This window comes from Nocardioides dokdonensis FR1436 (assembly GCF_001653335.1).
In the GTDB taxonomy this organism is placed as follows: domain Bacteria; phylum Actinomycetota; class Actinomycetes; order Propionibacteriales; family Nocardioidaceae; genus Nocardioides; species Nocardioides dokdonensis.
In genome coordinates this window covers 2,762,035-2,775,584 of the sequence record NZ_CP015079.1, presented here as the reverse complement: position 1 = coordinate 2,775,584, position 13,550 = coordinate 2,762,035, and the positions used below count along the sequence as shown (strand labels likewise).

The window sequence follows — 13,550 nt, the reverse complement described above, 5'->3', positions numbered from 1 at the left end:
ACCGATGGTTCCCCGGTTCCGGAGCGCACGGCGCTCCGGATTGAGCGCGGTGTCCGCGCGGACCAGGACGGTCCACTCCCACGCACACCAGCCACGGACGGTAATCGGTGGGACTACCCCAGGCCAAACCTTCGGGGCGAGTCGTCGAGCAAATTCGGGTCTCGTGGGGCGCACGTGTCACACACGTCACACCCGCCACAGACCCGTCCGCTATGGGCCCCTCATGTCTGGACCGGAGGGGTCACTTCAGGCCGACTCGGCCTGGGGGCCGACCACCGGCTCGACCAGTCGCAGCGGTGGCACCAGACCACCGGCGGCCAGCGCGTCCAGGGCACGCTTCTCGTCGTCGTCGATGCTCAGGTCGGGCATCGGGCCGAGCAGGACGCTGACCACGCAGTCGTGGCACGCGATGTGTCGGACCACGCAGGTGTCGCAATCGATTCTCGTCGTCATGAGCCAGACGCTGACAGGCAGCACCGACAACGGGCTCCGCGACGACCCGTCGCGGCGTGTCGCGGCGTGTCGCGCTACCGCGCCAGGAGGTCCAGGAGCACCCGCGCCGCGACGTGCCGCACCCCGCGCTCGCTGGTCCGCGCCCGCAGCTCCTGGTCGTCGGTGACGACGACGAGGACCCGTCCCTCGGGCTCGACCCCGACGAGGTCCTCGATGACGCGGTCGGCGATGACGCCGTAGGGGCTGAAGAGCACCTTGACGCCCCGCGGCGCGGAGACGGCGGGGCGCATGTCGACGTCGGCGGCGTCGAAGACCACCGTCGTCTCCGCCCGGGTGCGGGCGACCAGCGGTGCGAGCAGCGCCAGGAGCCGGCTGCGCTGGGTCTCCAACGAGGACCCCGACCACACCGCCTTGGTGACGTTGTAGCCGTCGATGACCAGCCGCGAGTGCGGCAGCGAGAGGTGCTGCTCCAGCACCGTGGCGCTGATCGGGGTGCTCACCGGCCGTCCTGTTGGCCCACCCCGCGCCGCGTCGTCCTCGAGGACCTGCTCGACGGCCTCCGCGGGCGAGGTCGACCCGGTCGGCAGCGCCAGCTCGCGGCGCAGCCCCGAGGCGGCGTCGATCACGGTCTCGAGCAGCACCCGCGCCCGGGCGCTGGCCTCCTCGCGCTCGCTGCGCCCGGCCCGACGCTGGGTCTGGGTCTGCGCCTCGAGGTCCTCCACCCGGCTGCGGAGCCGACGCAGCTCCTTGTCCTGCTGGGCCAGCGCGGCCTGCTCGTGGGCGCCGGCCTCGTCGAGCTCGACCCGCAGCCGCTCGACCTCCTCGCGCGCGCTCCGCTCGGCGGTGCGGGTCTCCCCCAGCCGGTGCCGCAGCGTCACGACCTCGGCCTTCAGCTCCTCCACCTGTTGGCGGTGCGCCGCCCGGGCCTCTCGCAGCGCCTGCTCGGCCTGCTCGGTCCGTTCGCGCAGCCGTGCCTCGCGGCTGCGCTCAGCGCTCTCCTCGCGGGCGGCGACGGTGCTGACGGCGGCGTCGAGCCGGTGCGTCCACCCCCGCGGGCGCAGCAGCCAGCCCAGCGCGGCGTCCTCGAGCGCGTCGCCCGAGCCACCGTCACGCAGCGCACGCACCTCGTCGGCGCGCTGGACGGCCACCTGGTGGGCGGCCCGCTCGCGCAGTCCCGGGTCGGCCAGCGCGGCCGCGATCGCCGTACCCCCCAGGCGGGCGCGGCGCGCCGGCGCGAAGCCGGCCACCCGCCGCAGCGCCGGCGGCAGCCCGGTGACGCCCGGCAGGACCGAGGCCACGACGGCGACCACCCGGGTGCGCACCTCGACCGGCAGGTCCGCGAGCGCGACCTCGGCCGACTCGTCGACCTGCTCCCGCTCCTCCACGCGTTCCCCCGTCTCGTCCACCGTGTCGTGCCCGTGTCGTGCCCGTCTCGTTCCGTCTCCGCCACCCTAGGGCGCGCGCCTGCACCGCACTGTCGGTACGCCCACCTAGCCTCACGACCATGAGCAGGTCCTCGGCGCCCACCGGATCCACCGGGCCCACCCCACCGCCCCGGGAGGCCCAGCTCAGCTTCGACGAGCTCGGCCGACCGCTGCGCGACCTGACCTTCTGCGTGGTCGACCTCGAGACCACCGGCGGCTCGGCCGCGCACGGCGCGATGATCACCGAGATCGGCGCGGTCAAGGTCCGCGGCGGGGAGGTGCTCGGGGAGTTCCAGACGCTGGTCAACCCGCACACCTCGATCCCGCCGTTCATCTCGGTGCTGACCGGCATCACCAACACCATGGTCGCCGACTCCCCCGGCATCGAGTCGGCGCTGCCGGCGTTCCTCGAGTTCGCGGCCGGGTGCGTGCTGGTGGCCCACAACGCCCCGTTCGACGTCGGGTTCCTCCGGCACTTCGCCGCCGAGCAGCAGCGGCCCTGGCCGCGCTTCGAGGTCGTCGACACCGCCAAGATCGCGCGCCGGGTCATCACCCGCGACGACGCCCCCAACTGCAAGCTCTCCTCCCTGGCCCAGGTCTTCGGGGCCACGACCACGCCCAACCACCGGGCGCTGGCCGACGCCCGGGCCACCGTCGACGTGCTGCACGGTCTCTTCGGGCGCCTGGGCAGCGTCGGCGTGCAGACCCTCGAGGAGCTCCAGACCTTCTCCGCGCGCGTCAGCCCCGCGCAGCGCAAGAAGCGCCACCTCGCCGAGCACCTGCCGCACGCCCCGGGCGTCTACCTCTTCCGCGACGACCGGGAGCGGGTCCTCTACGTCGGCACCTCCCGCGACCTGCGCACCCGGGTCCGCTCCTACTTCACCGCCTCCGAGACCCGCTCGCGGATGGGCGAGATGGTCCGGCTCGCCAGCCGCGTCGACCACGTCGAGTGCGCGACCCCGCTCGAGGCCCAGGTGCGCGAGCTGCGCCTGATCGCCGAGCACAAGCCGCGCTACAACCGCCGCTCGCGCTTCCCGGAGAAGATGCACTTCATCAAGCTCACCCGCGAGCCGTGGCCGCGGCTGTCCCTGGTCGCCCGGGTCCTCGAGGACGACGCCGACTACCTCGGCCCGTTCTCCTCCAAGAAGGCTGCCGAGAGCTGCCTCTCGGCCCTGCACGAGACCTTCCCGGTGCGCCAGTGCACCGAGCGGCTGGCCCGCCGCCCCTCGCGCACCGCCTGCGTCCTGGCCGAGATGGGCAAGTGCCTGGCGCCCTGCGACGGCAGCGTCGACGAGCTGTCGTACGCCGCCCTGGTGCGGCGGGTGCGCGACACCCTGCTGCGCCGTCCCGACGACGTCGTCGAGACCATCAACCACCGGATGAGCCTGCTGGCCGCCGACGAGCGCTTCGAGGAGGCCGGCACGCACCGTGACCGGCTCGCCTCGTTCGTGCGCGCCGCCGCCCGCACCCAGCGGCTCAGCGCGCTGAGCGCCTGCCCCGAGGTGGTGGCCGCCCGCCGCGAGGACGACGGACGCTGGGCGGTCCACGTGGTGCGCCACGGCCGGCTCGCCGGCGCCGGGGTGATCCCGCCCGCCACGGATGCGCACGGCTACGTCGACCTCCTGCGGGCCGCAGCCGAGACCGTCCGCAGCGCGCCCGGCCCGGTGCCGGCTGCCAGCCCCGAGGAGACCGAGAAGATCCTGCGCTGGCTGGAGTCGCCACAGGTGCGCCTGGTCGACGTCACCGGCGAGTGGGCCTGCCCGGTCGCCGGCGCCGGAGGACACCTGGCGGTCCACGACGCGGTGGCCGACTCCCGTCGCGCGCTCGAGCGCGCCGGAGCCGCTACCGTGGCCCCGTGATCACCGCCATCGTCTTCGTCAAGGCCGACGTCGCCCGCATCCCCGAGGTGGCCGAGGCCATCGCCGCCCTCGCCGGGGTCTCGGAGGTCTACTCCGTCACCGGCCAGATCGACCTCATCGCCCTGGTCCGGGTCCGCGACCACGACGAGGTCGCCTCCGTGGTGGCCGACAAGCTCAACAAGGTCCCCGGCGTGACGTCGACCGAGACGCACATCGCCTTCCGGGCCTACTCCCAGCACGACCTCGAGAGCGCCTTCTCCCTCGGTCTGGACTGAGCCACCCCGTGGACCTCCTGGCCGACCACTGGCTCGAGGCGCTCGGCTGGAGCGGCAGCGCGCTGCTGGTCTTCTCGCTCATGCAGCAGCGGGTGCTGCGCTTCCGAGTGCTCAACCTCTCGGCCGGCCTGGCCCTGCTGATCTTCAACGCCCTCATCCAGGTGTGGCCGATGGTGGGGCTCAACGCCGCCACCAGCGCCATCAACATCTGGTTCCTGGTCCGGCTCCTGGGTCAGCGCCACGACGACCACGCGTTCGAGGTGATCGAGGTCGGCGCTGCCGACACCTACCTCCAGCACGTGCTGCGCACCCACAAGAGCGACATCGTGCGCTTCCAGCCCGACTTCGACTGCCGGCCCGATCCCGCCCAGGACCACGTCTTCCTCATCCTGCGCGGTGACGAGACCGTCGGGGTCGTGGTGGTGCGCCGCGTCGGCGTGGTCGCCCACGTGCGCCTCGACTACGTCACCCGCCGCTACCGCGACTTCACCCCCGGCGAGTTCGTGTGGCGGCGCAGCGACGTCCTGTGCGCGCTCGGCTTCCGCCAGGTCCGCACCGCGCCGCAGACGCTCGGCGCCTACTACGACCACCTGGGCTTCCGCCGCGAGGGCGACGTGCACGTGCTCGACCTCGACCCCGCCGAGTGCGCCGAGCGCTCGGCGAGCTGACCCCGGGCTGACCCGACCGCCGGGTCAGGCGGAGGAGACCTCGACCCAGTGCTGCAGCGTCGCCGCGGCGGCTCCCGAGTCGACGGCCTGCGCGGCCCGCTCCATGCCCGCGACCAGGGCCGTCACCGGGTCGGCGCCGGGCTCGTCGTGGACCGCCAGCGCCGCCCCGGCGTTGAGCAGCACCGCGTCGCGCACCGCTCCGCGCTGCCCCGCGAGCACGCGGCGTACGACGTCGGCGTTGTGGGCGGCGTCGCCCCCGCGCAGGTCCTCGGTCGTCGCGGGCGCGAGCCCGAGTGCCGCAGGGTCGATGGTGGCGGTGCTGATCTGCCCGTCGTGGACGACCCACAGCGACGAGGTCGTGGTGGTGGTCAGCTCGTCGAGCCCGTCGTCGCCGCGGAAGACCCACGCGTCGACGCCGCGGCGGGCGAAGACCCCGGCCATCAGCTCGACCTTGCCCTCGTAGGCGCACCCGATGGCCTGGGCGGTGGGGCGGGCGGGGTTGGCCAGCGGGCCCAGCAGGTTGAAGGTGGTGCCGATGCCCAGCTCGCGGCGCGGGACCGCGGCGTGGCGCAGCGCGGGGTGGAAGGCGGAGGCGAAGCAGAAGGTGATGCCGACCGTCTCCGCGGTGCTCGCGACCCGGTCGGGCGGCAGGTCCAGGCGCACGCCCAGGTTCTCCAGGACGTCGGCGGTGCCGGCCTTGGATGAGGCCGAGCGGTTGCCGTGCTTGACGACCCGGGCACCGGCGCCGGCGGCCACGATCGCCGCCATCGTCGAGATGTTGACCGACATCGAGCGGTCCCCGCCGGTGCCGACGACGTCGAGGGTGCGTCCGGTGACGGTGAGGGGGGTCGCGACGGCGTACATCGCCTCGACCAGGCCGAGGACCTCCTCGATCGTCTCGCCCTTGGCGCGCAGGGCGACGGCGAACCCGGCGATCTGCGCCTCGCTGGCCTGGCCGTCGAGGATCTCCCCCATCGCCCAGGCGGTCTGCGGCGCCGTCAGGTCGTGCCCTGCGACGAGGTCACCGAGGACCTCGGGCCAGGTCGTCACCCTCAGGCGGGGGTGGCCGGGACCCGCGAGCGCAGCAGCGCCACCACGGTCTCGGCCAGCTGGATCGGGTCGAGCGGGTGCGGCACGGCCGCCTCGGCGCGCGACCAGGTCGCCAACCAGGCGTCCTGGGGACGACCGGTCAGCACCAGCACCGGTGGGCACTGGAAGATCTCGTCCTTCAGCTGCTTGGCGATGCCCATCCCGCCGACGGGAGCGGCCTCGCCGTCGAGGATCGCGAGGTCGATGCCGCCGGCGTCCATGTTCTGGATGACGACGGGCTCGGTGGCGACCTCGACGTACTCCAGCTCGGGCAGGTCGGGGTGCGGGCGTCGGCCCAGCGCCAGGATGACCTGCTTGCGGGTGTTCACGTCGTCGCTGTAGACGAGCACCTTCAGCGGAGTGCGGGAGGAAGTGGTGTCGCTCACGGCGGCGATGCTACCCGTCGGGCTCCCCGGCGCCCGCCGCGGCCCGGTCCCTCGCCTCGAGCCGGTCGAGGCGGCGGTCCTCCCGCTTCGCCTCGGCCATCGAGGAGCGCACCCACTGCACGAACAGGACCGCGAAGAACGACAACCCGATGAAGTCGCCGGAGCCCCACAGGATGCCGCCGGCCAGGTGCTGGTCGTCGAAGGGATCCGGCAGCCACGACCCCATCGGCCCCTCGGCCAGGCGGGGGTACCAGTCCCCGCCGAGCAGCGTCGACTGACCCATGATCGTGACGCCCAGGAAGGCGTGGAAGGGCAGTGTCAGCACCGTGAGCAGCACCCGGAAGGGGTAGCCCACGCGTCCGGGGACCGGGTCGACGCCCATCAGCGGCCAGAAGAACAGGGCACCGACCGCCACGAGGTGGACGTGCATCATCTCGTGCACGAGGACCGACTCCAGCGAGGCCCGGTACCAGTCGGTGAAGTACAGCGCCCACGGTGAGGTCACGTAGAGCAGGAAGGCCAGCGGCGGGAACGACAGCACCTTGCCCAGCCGCGAGTGCAGCAGCGCCAGCAGCCACTTCCGTGGCCGCTTGGGCAGGGTGCGCAGCGCCAGCGTCACGGGCGCCCCGAGCGCCAGGGCCAGCGGCACCAGCATCGACAGGACCATGTGCTGGACCATGTGCACGCTCAGCAGCGTCGTGTCGTACGCCGCGATCCCCGAGGTGGTCGCGACGTAGAACGAGCCCATGCCCACGCCGACGAACGCGACGGTGCGCCCCACCGGCCACCGGTCTCCTCGCGCGCGCAGGCGCGAGACGCCGTAGAGGTAGAGGCCCACGACCCACACGGTCGCGATCGTCGGCACCGGGACCAGGTTCCACTGGCCCAGGATCTGGCCCATCGAGAAGGCGGGAAGGTCGAGACCGGCCGAGAACGGGGTCGTCACGGGGCCCCCACGAAGACGGTCGGCCGGGCCGGGACAGCGGTGATCTGCACGGTGTGAACTTTATGACCCCCCACTAACCGGGGGCCGGGGTGCCCTCCCGGACACGACGGGCCATAATGCTCCTGTGGCGACAGCGACAACGATCCCAGCATCCCGTCTGCACGGGCACCACGACCGACCCAGCATGGTCAGTGTCGGGACCATCATCTGGCTTTCGAGCGAGCTGATGTTCTTCGCGGCGCTCTTCGCGTCGTACTTCACGATCCGCTCGGTCAGTCCGGAGCTGTGGGAGCAGAACACCCAGCTCCTCAACGTGCCGTTCGCGCTGGGCAACACCACGATCCTGGTGCTGTCCTCGCTGACCTGCCAGCTCGGCGTCTTCGCCGCCGAGCGCGGGCAGGTGGGCCGGGCCGGCTCGCTCCTCCAGGTCAAGCTCTGGGGCCTGCGCGAGTGGTTCGGCCTGACCTACGTGATGGGATCGATCTTCGTCGCCGGTCAGGCCGTCGAGTACGCCCAGCTGGTCCAGGAGGGCGTGACCCTCCAGGACTCGGCCTACGGCTCGATGTTCTACCTGACCACCGGCTTCCACGGCATCCACGTGGCGGGCGGGCTGATCGCCTTCCTCCTCGTGCTGGGACGCACCTACCTGGCCCGCAAGTTCACCCACGAGCAGGCGGTCAGTGCCATCGTCGTCTCGTACTACTGGCACTTCGTCGACGTCGTGTGGATCGGGCTTTTCGCCACGATCTACCTTGTGAAGTAACTCCCCCGAGACGTAGCACCCCGAACCCAAGGACCCTCAGTGCGATTCGTGAACCGTTCCGCCGGTCGCCTCTCCCGCCACCGCCGCGGGCCGTTGGCCGGCCTCGTCCTGCTGCTGGTCGGTCTCGTGACCGCCGGCGGTCTCTACACCGCCCTGGCACCCGCCCAGGCGCAGGACTCCGACACCTTGGCGATCGAGGTCGAGAAGGGTCGCGAGCTGTTCCTCGTGGGCTGCTCGAGCTGCCACGGCCTCAACGGCGAGGGGGTGAGCACCCTCAACGGCAACAACCTCGGCCCCTCGCTGGTCGGGGTCGGCGCCGCTGCGGTCGACTTCCAGGTCGGCACCGGCCGGATGCCCATGGCCCAGCCCGGCGCCCAGGCGCCGCGCAAGCCCGTGCAGTACTCCGAGGAGGAGACCCAGCAGCTGGCGGCGTACGTCGCCTCCCTGGGCCCCGGTCCGGCGATCCCCGCTGAGAGCGACTACTCCATCGACGGTCTCGACGACGACGCCCAGCAGGCCGCGATCGTCCGCGGCGGGCAGATCTTCCTGACCAACTGCACCGCCTGCCACAACTTCGAGGGCTCCGGCGGCGCCATGCCCCGGGGTGGCTACGCCCCGGCCCTGCACGGCGTGGAGTCCAAGTACATCTACGAGGCCCTGCTGACCGGCCCGCAGAACATGCCGAGCTTCAGCAACGGCAACATCTCCCCCGACGAGAAGCGCGACGTGATCGCCTACCTGAAGTCGCTCGAGGACCAGCCGGCCTACGGCGGCTTCGGCTTCGGCGGCCTCGGCCCCGTGTCCGACGGCATCATCGCCTGGGTCGTCGGCATCGGCGGCCTGGTCGGCTTCGCCGTCTGGATCGCCGCCCACACGACCCGTTCGAAGAAGAAGAAGGTGGCGGCGTGACCGACCTCCAGCACGGTCAGCACGACCCCGGCCACCTGCCGGCGACCACGGCTGAGGAGCCGCTCGCCAACCCGGGCCTGCCCGAGCACACCTGGCGACCCACCGACGTCGACCCCAAGGCCGAGAAGCGCGCCGAGCGCCAGGTCGCAGCGATGTTCATGCTGTCCTCGGTGTTCGTGGTGCTCTTCATGGTCGCCTACTTCACCCTCGACATCGGCGACAACTGGAACACCGCCGCCGGCCTCGGCGCCTCGACGGTGGCCCTGGGCGTGTCGCTGGGAGCAGCGCTGCTGCTCGTCGGCATGGGCATCATCCAGTGGGCCCGCAAGCTGATGGCCGACCACGAGATGGTCGAGATGCGTCACCCGGCCCGCTCCTCCGACGAGGACCGCACCGAGACGCTCGCCGCGCTGGACGCCGGCCTCGAGGAGTCCGGCCTGGCCCGCCGCCCGCTGGTGCGCAACTCGCTCATCGGTTCGGTGGCCGTGCTGCTCGCCCCGGCCGTCGTGCTCTTCCGCGACCTGGGTCCGACCCCGAGCCAGGCCGCTGCCGAGGGCCCCAACGCCGGGCTCGAGAACACCATCTGGAAGCCCGACATGCGGGTCGTCCGCGACGTCGTGGGCACCCCCATCCGTGCCGCCGACCTCGAGGTCGGCGACCTGGTCAACGCCGAGCCCGAGGCGATCTTCCCGACCGAGGAGAACGGCTACCCCGAGATCGAGGGCGTCGAGCTCAACGTCGCCAAGTCGAAGGCCGCCGTGGTCGTGGTCCGGATGGACCCGGAGGACCTGGTCCCCGGCGAGGGGCGCGACAACTGGTCGGTCGACGGCATCGTCTGCTACTCCAAGATCTGCACCCACGTCGGGTGCCCGATCTCGCTCTACGAGCGCACCACGCACCACCTGCTGTGCCCCTGCCACCAGTCGACTTTCGACCTCGCCGACTCCGGTCGCGTCGTCTTCGGTCCGGCGGGCCGGCACCTGCCCCAGCTGCCGCTGGCTGTCGACGCCGAGGGCTACCTGGTGGCCCAGAGCGACTTCACCGAGCCGGTGGGGCCCAGCTACTGGACGCGTGACCACAAGGACATCGGCGACCAGGGTGAGGCGGATCTGTGAGCATGGACACCAGCAAGGTCGCGACGAGCAACAGCTCCGCCGCGACGGCCAAGAAGCCGGGCAAGGCCGGCGTCGTGGCCAACTGGGCCGACGAGCGTCTCGGCCTCGGCACGGCCATGAAGAAGAACCTGCGCAAGGTCTTCCCCGACCACTGGTCCTTCATGCTCGGCGAGATCGCTCTGTGGAGCTTCGTCGTGCTGCTGCTGACCGGCGTCTTCCTGACGTTCTGGTACCGGCCGAGCATGGCCGAGGTGACCTACATGGGCTCCTACGACCAGCTGCGCGGGCTGCACATGTCCGAGGCGATGGCCTCGACGCTGAACCTCAGCTTCGACGTGCGCGGCGGGCTCCTGATGCGTCAGATGCACCACTGGGCCGCCAACATCTTCATCGCCTCGATGATGATCCACCTGCTGCGCGTCTACTTCACCGGCGCGTTCCGCAAGCCCCGTGAGCTCAACTGGGTGATCGGCTCGCTGCTGCTGCTGCTGGGCACCCTCGAGGGCTTCACCGGCTACTCGCTGCCCGACGACCTGCTCTCGGGCACCGGCATCCGGGCCGCGGACGGCTTCATGAAGTCGATGCCGGTCATCGGCAGCTACATGTCGTTCTTCCTGTTCGGCGGGGAGTTCCCCGGCGACTCGATCATCCCGCGCCTCTACACCATCCACGTGCTGCTGCTGCCGGGCATCCTGCTGGCCCTGATCGCGGCCCACATGCTGCTGCTCGTCTACCACAAGCACACGCAGTGGCCCGGACCCGGCCGCACCGAGGAGAACGTCGTCGGGTTCCCGATGCTGCCCGTGTACGCCGCCAAGGCCGGTGGCTTCTTCTTCATCGTCTTCGGCGTCACCGCTCTCATGGGTGGACTGCTGAACATCAACTCGGTGTGGAAGCTCGGCCCCTACGACCCGACCAAGGTCACCGCCGGCTCCCAGCCCGACTGGTACATGGGCTGGCCCGACGGTGCGCTGCGGATCATGCCCGGGTGGGAGACCCACCTCTTCGGCTACACGATGGCCTGGAACGTCTTCCTGCCGATCATCGTGCTGCCGGGGCTGATGTTCACGATCCTGATGCTGCTGCCGTTCCTGGAGTCCTGGATCACCGGCGACAAGCGGGACCACCACCTCCTCGAGCGTCCCCGCAACGCGCCGACGCGCACCGCGCTGATGGTGGCCCTGATGACCTTCTACGGCCTGATGTGGGCCGCGGGCGGCAACGACATCATCGCCATCAAGCTGCACCTGAGCATCAACCAGATCACCTACTTCATGCGGGTGGCGGTGTTCCTGGGGCCGGTCATCGCCTTCATGATCACGCGGCGCTGGTGCATCTCGCTGCAGCGTCACGACGAGAACAAGCTGCTGCACGGCTACGAGACGGGCGTCATCATGCGCTCCCCCGAGGGCGGGTACTCCGAGCGGCACCTGCCGATCGCCCCGTCGTCGGCCTACACGCTCACCGCGCGTGATCGTGAGGAGGTCTGGACGCCTGGCTCGACGACGGACGAGAACGGTGTCGCGGCACCGGGCGGTCGTCTCAGCGGTCTGCGCGCCAAGCTCAACGAGCTCTGGTACGCCGACAACGTCCAGAAGCCCACGGCGGCCGAGCTCGAGGCGGCGCACCACCACGCCGAGCACGAGCACGAGCTGCAGGCACCGCTGGAGGGCCACTCCGCTGACGGTCACCAGTTCGACGGCCACCACGCCGTCGAGGGAGAGACCCTGCGCGGCAAGCACTGAGCCGGCGCCTGCCGGCTGACGTCGAAGGCCCCCACCCGAGCGATCGGGTGGGGGCCTTCGTCATGGTGAGGCTCACTCGTTGCTCCTGGGCACTGCCCGTGCGCTCGTCGTCCGCGCCCCCTCCGCGTGGTGGGCCCACCGCCAGATCAGCGGCACCGCGGCCAGAGTGCTGAGGACCCACCCGAGGTAGTTGAAGAGGATTGCTGCGACCGGTGGCACGGCCAGGCAGCAACCGAGCAGCACCGAGCCTCCGGGGCGCCGACACCCGGCGACGAGCTGGCTGATCCAGGCGACGAGGACGGCGAGCAGGTACGGCACGAACATGACGGCGACACGGAAGCCGTCCTCGATGCCGCCCGCGACTGCGGAGGTGAACATCGCACCGGCGGCCACCCACAGGAGCCTCGCGTTCCCCCGGTCCCCGTGATCACCCAGCAGACGCGCCAGCGCCGCCAGCACAGCCCCCAGTGAGGACTGCCAAGCCACGATCATCACCGTGTCGACGCGGTCGATCCAGCGGGTTCCGCTCATGCTGTCGGCGTCCGGTGCCAGCACGAGGCCGAACACCATGAACCCGATGGACACGACTGTGAGCGTGCCCAGGGACCACCTCAGCTGAGTGCCCATGTCGCCCACCGCGAGCCCACCCCGGGCCGTCAGCCGAGGGCCGAGCCCTTCCGGTATGCGCCCCAGGAGGCGTTCCAGTCCCCGTAGCCGTTGTCGAGGGTCATCGGGCGGTCGGTGCCGGTGTACTCGACGACGTCACCGCGGCGCGTCATGTCGTAGAGCCAGCCGGCGTTCTCGGTGCTCAGCCCGGTGCACCCGTGGGAGACGTTGGCACTCCCCTGGCTGCCGACCGACCAGGGCGCGGCATGGATGAACTCCCCCGAGTTGGTCAGGCGCATGGCGTACTGCACGTCCGCGATGTCGTAGGCCTCGGAGCCGCCGATGCCGACGGTCTCGGAGTCCATGCGCTTGGTGTCGTGCTTCTCCATCACGACCTTGGTGCCCGACCGGGTCGTGAAGCCGGCCTTGCCGGTGGTGATCGGGATGGTGCGCAGCAGATCGCCGTCGGAGAAGACCTTCATGGTGTGGCTGCGGGCATCCACGCGGTAGACGTGCGCCTCCCCCACGGTGAAGGCCACCTGTCGGCTCTCCTGGCCGTAGATCCCACCGCCGGCGTCGACTCCGTTGATGTCGAGGTCGACGCTCACCTCGGTCCCGGCCTTCCAGTACTCCCGCGGTCGGTAGTGCACCTCGGTGTCGCTGATCCAGTGCCAGGTGCCGGCCTGCCGGGGCGTGGCGGTCACCTGCATCTGGCGTTCCACGGCGGCCCGGTCGGTCACCGGCAGGTCGAAGCCGACGACCACCGGCATGCCGACGCCGACGGTCTCGCCGTCCAACGGGGCGACCGAGGCGTAGGTCTGCTGGGCCAGGCTCAGGTCCACGGTGCGGAAGGTGCGCTGGCGGACCTGGGACTCGTCACCGGCGCCCACGCGCACCTCCACGGCGTACGTCGTGCCGGGCTCGAGCCGCTCGGTGGCCCGCCAGGCACCGCCGTCCGTGCTGCGGCCGGGGAGCCGCCCCTGCGGTGAGGTCACCACGACCCGCTCGAGCTCAGCGCCTTCGGCGCTCAGCTCGAGCAGCGTGTCGACCGGGACGCCCTGGGCGCCCTTGGCCACGTTGCTGCGCAGCACCACGTCCCGGGGCTGGCCCGCCTCCTGCGCCGCTTCCTGGCCGGCCTGCGGGGTCGTTCCGGCGCCGTCGGTCTGGGCGTCGCCCGGGGCCGCGTCGCAGGCGCTGAGGGCGCTGCTGGCCAGCGCCAGCACGGCTACGGTGCCCAGCAGTCGTCGAGGGCCACCGCCACGGAGTCGCAGGAGTCTCATGCCCTCCAGGGTAAAGGCCCGCCCCAGAACAC

The 13,550-nt window shown here is 71.4% G+C and carries 14 protein-coding genes; 7 read left to right on the top strand and 7 right to left on the bottom strand.

All coding sequences use genetic code 11. The features are described 5' to 3' along the window. Window positions 1-246 precede the first annotated feature (246 nt). Window positions 247-423, bottom strand: a complete 177-nt coding sequence (locus I601_RS13160; protein WP_237089407.1) for a hypothetical protein — start codon at window positions 421-423, stop codon at window positions 247-249. 104 nt (window positions 424-527) lie between these two features. After that, a complete protein-coding gene (locus tag I601_RS13155) occupies window positions 528-1,838 on the bottom strand; it encodes an NYN domain-containing protein (RefSeq protein ID WP_068110472.1) in 1,311 nt (436 codons plus the stop codon). Between the two features lie 119 nt (window positions 1,839-1,957). Here I601_RS13155 and I601_RS13150 point away from each other — a divergent pair, with 119 nt between their 5' ends. The 3 genes from I601_RS13150 to I601_RS13140 are packed head-to-tail and all read left to right on the top strand — an operon-like array spanning window position 1,958 to window position 4,679. Next, window positions 1,958-3,736 carry a DEDD exonuclease domain-containing protein gene (locus I601_RS13150; RefSeq protein ID WP_068110469.1) on the top strand — a complete coding sequence of 593 codons (1,779 nt, stop codon included), beginning with the start codon at window positions 1,958-1,960 and terminating at the stop codon, window positions 3,734-3,736. Further along, the gene (locus I601_RS13145; RefSeq protein ID WP_068110466.1) at window positions 3,733-4,011 is read left to right on the top strand and encodes an Lrp/AsnC family transcriptional regulator; all 279 of its coding nucleotides are present in this window, start codon (window positions 3,733-3,735) and stop codon (window positions 4,009-4,011) included. Before I601_RS13150 ends, I601_RS13145 begins: the two co-directional genes overlap by 4 nt. 8 nt (window positions 4,012-4,019) lie before the next feature. Continuing rightward, window positions 4,020-4,679: a YgjV family protein gene (locus tag I601_RS13140; protein ID WP_218917667.1), complete on the top strand. Its 660-nt coding sequence runs from the start codon at window positions 4,020-4,022 to the stop codon at window positions 4,677-4,679. Between the two features lie 24 nt (window positions 4,680-4,703). Here the strand turns inward: I601_RS13140 and trpD are convergent, their stop codons facing one another. From trpD to I601_RS13125, 3 genes are read right to left on the bottom strand one after another with little or no spacing between them, the layout of a single operon-like run. Then, complete coding sequence (gene trpD, locus I601_RS13135) at window positions 4,704-5,729, bottom strand: anthranilate phosphoribosyltransferase (RefSeq protein ID WP_068110464.1); 1,026 nt, start codon at window positions 5,727-5,729, stop codon at window positions 4,704-4,706. A 2-nt stretch (window positions 5,730-5,731) separates the two neighbouring features. After that, window positions 5,732-6,154: an Rv3143 family two-component system response regulator gene (locus I601_RS13130; protein WP_068110460.1), complete on the bottom strand. Its 423-nt coding sequence runs from the start codon at window positions 6,152-6,154 to the stop codon at window positions 5,732-5,734. Window positions 6,155-6,164: 10 nt separating this feature from the next. Beyond that, a complete protein-coding gene (locus I601_RS13125) occupies window positions 6,165-7,100 on the bottom strand; it encodes a cytochrome c oxidase assembly protein (protein ID WP_068110458.1) in 936 nt (311 codons plus the stop codon). Between the two features lie 124 nt (window positions 7,101-7,224). Between I601_RS13125 and ctaE the strand changes: the two genes are divergently transcribed. The 4 genes from ctaE to qcrB are packed head-to-tail and all read left to right on the top strand — an operon-like array spanning window position 7,225 to window position 11,632. After that, entirely contained in the window at window positions 7,225-7,863 is a 639-nt protein-coding gene (gene ctaE / locus I601_RS13120) for an aa3-type cytochrome oxidase subunit III (protein ID WP_068110455.1), read from the top strand. Window positions 7,864-7,902: 39 nt separating this feature from the next. Further along, window positions 7,903-8,772, top strand: a complete 870-nt coding sequence (gene qcrC, locus I601_RS13115) for a cytochrome bc1 complex diheme cytochrome c subunit (protein ID WP_068110452.1) — start codon at window positions 7,903-7,905, stop codon at window positions 8,770-8,772. Continuing rightward, window positions 8,769-9,887: a cytochrome bc1 complex Rieske iron-sulfur subunit gene (gene qcrA / locus I601_RS13110; RefSeq protein WP_084527577.1), complete on the top strand. Its 1,119-nt coding sequence runs from the start codon at window positions 8,769-8,771 to the stop codon at window positions 9,885-9,887. The genes qcrC and qcrA overlap by 4 nt, the downstream gene beginning before the upstream one ends. 2 nt (window positions 9,888-9,889) lie before the next feature. Beyond that, on the top strand, window positions 9,890-11,632 hold the full coding sequence (gene qcrB, locus I601_RS13105) for a cytochrome bc1 complex cytochrome b subunit (protein WP_068110449.1): 1,743 nt from the start codon (window positions 9,890-9,892) through the stop codon (window positions 11,630-11,632). Between the two features lie 72 nt (window positions 11,633-11,704). Here qcrB and I601_RS13100 read toward each other — a convergent pair whose 3' ends face one another. Both I601_RS13100 and I601_RS13095 read right to left on the bottom strand, forming a co-directional pair. After that, entirely contained in the window at window positions 11,705-12,217 is a 513-nt protein-coding gene (locus tag I601_RS13100) for a hypothetical protein (protein ID WP_157520144.1), read from the bottom strand. 71 nt (window positions 12,218-12,288) lie between these two features. Continuing rightward, window positions 12,289-13,518: a L,D-transpeptidase gene (locus I601_RS13095; RefSeq protein ID WP_068110445.1), complete on the bottom strand. Its 1,230-nt coding sequence runs from the start codon at window positions 13,516-13,518 to the stop codon at window positions 12,289-12,291. Window positions 13,519-13,550: the final 32 nt, after the last annotated feature.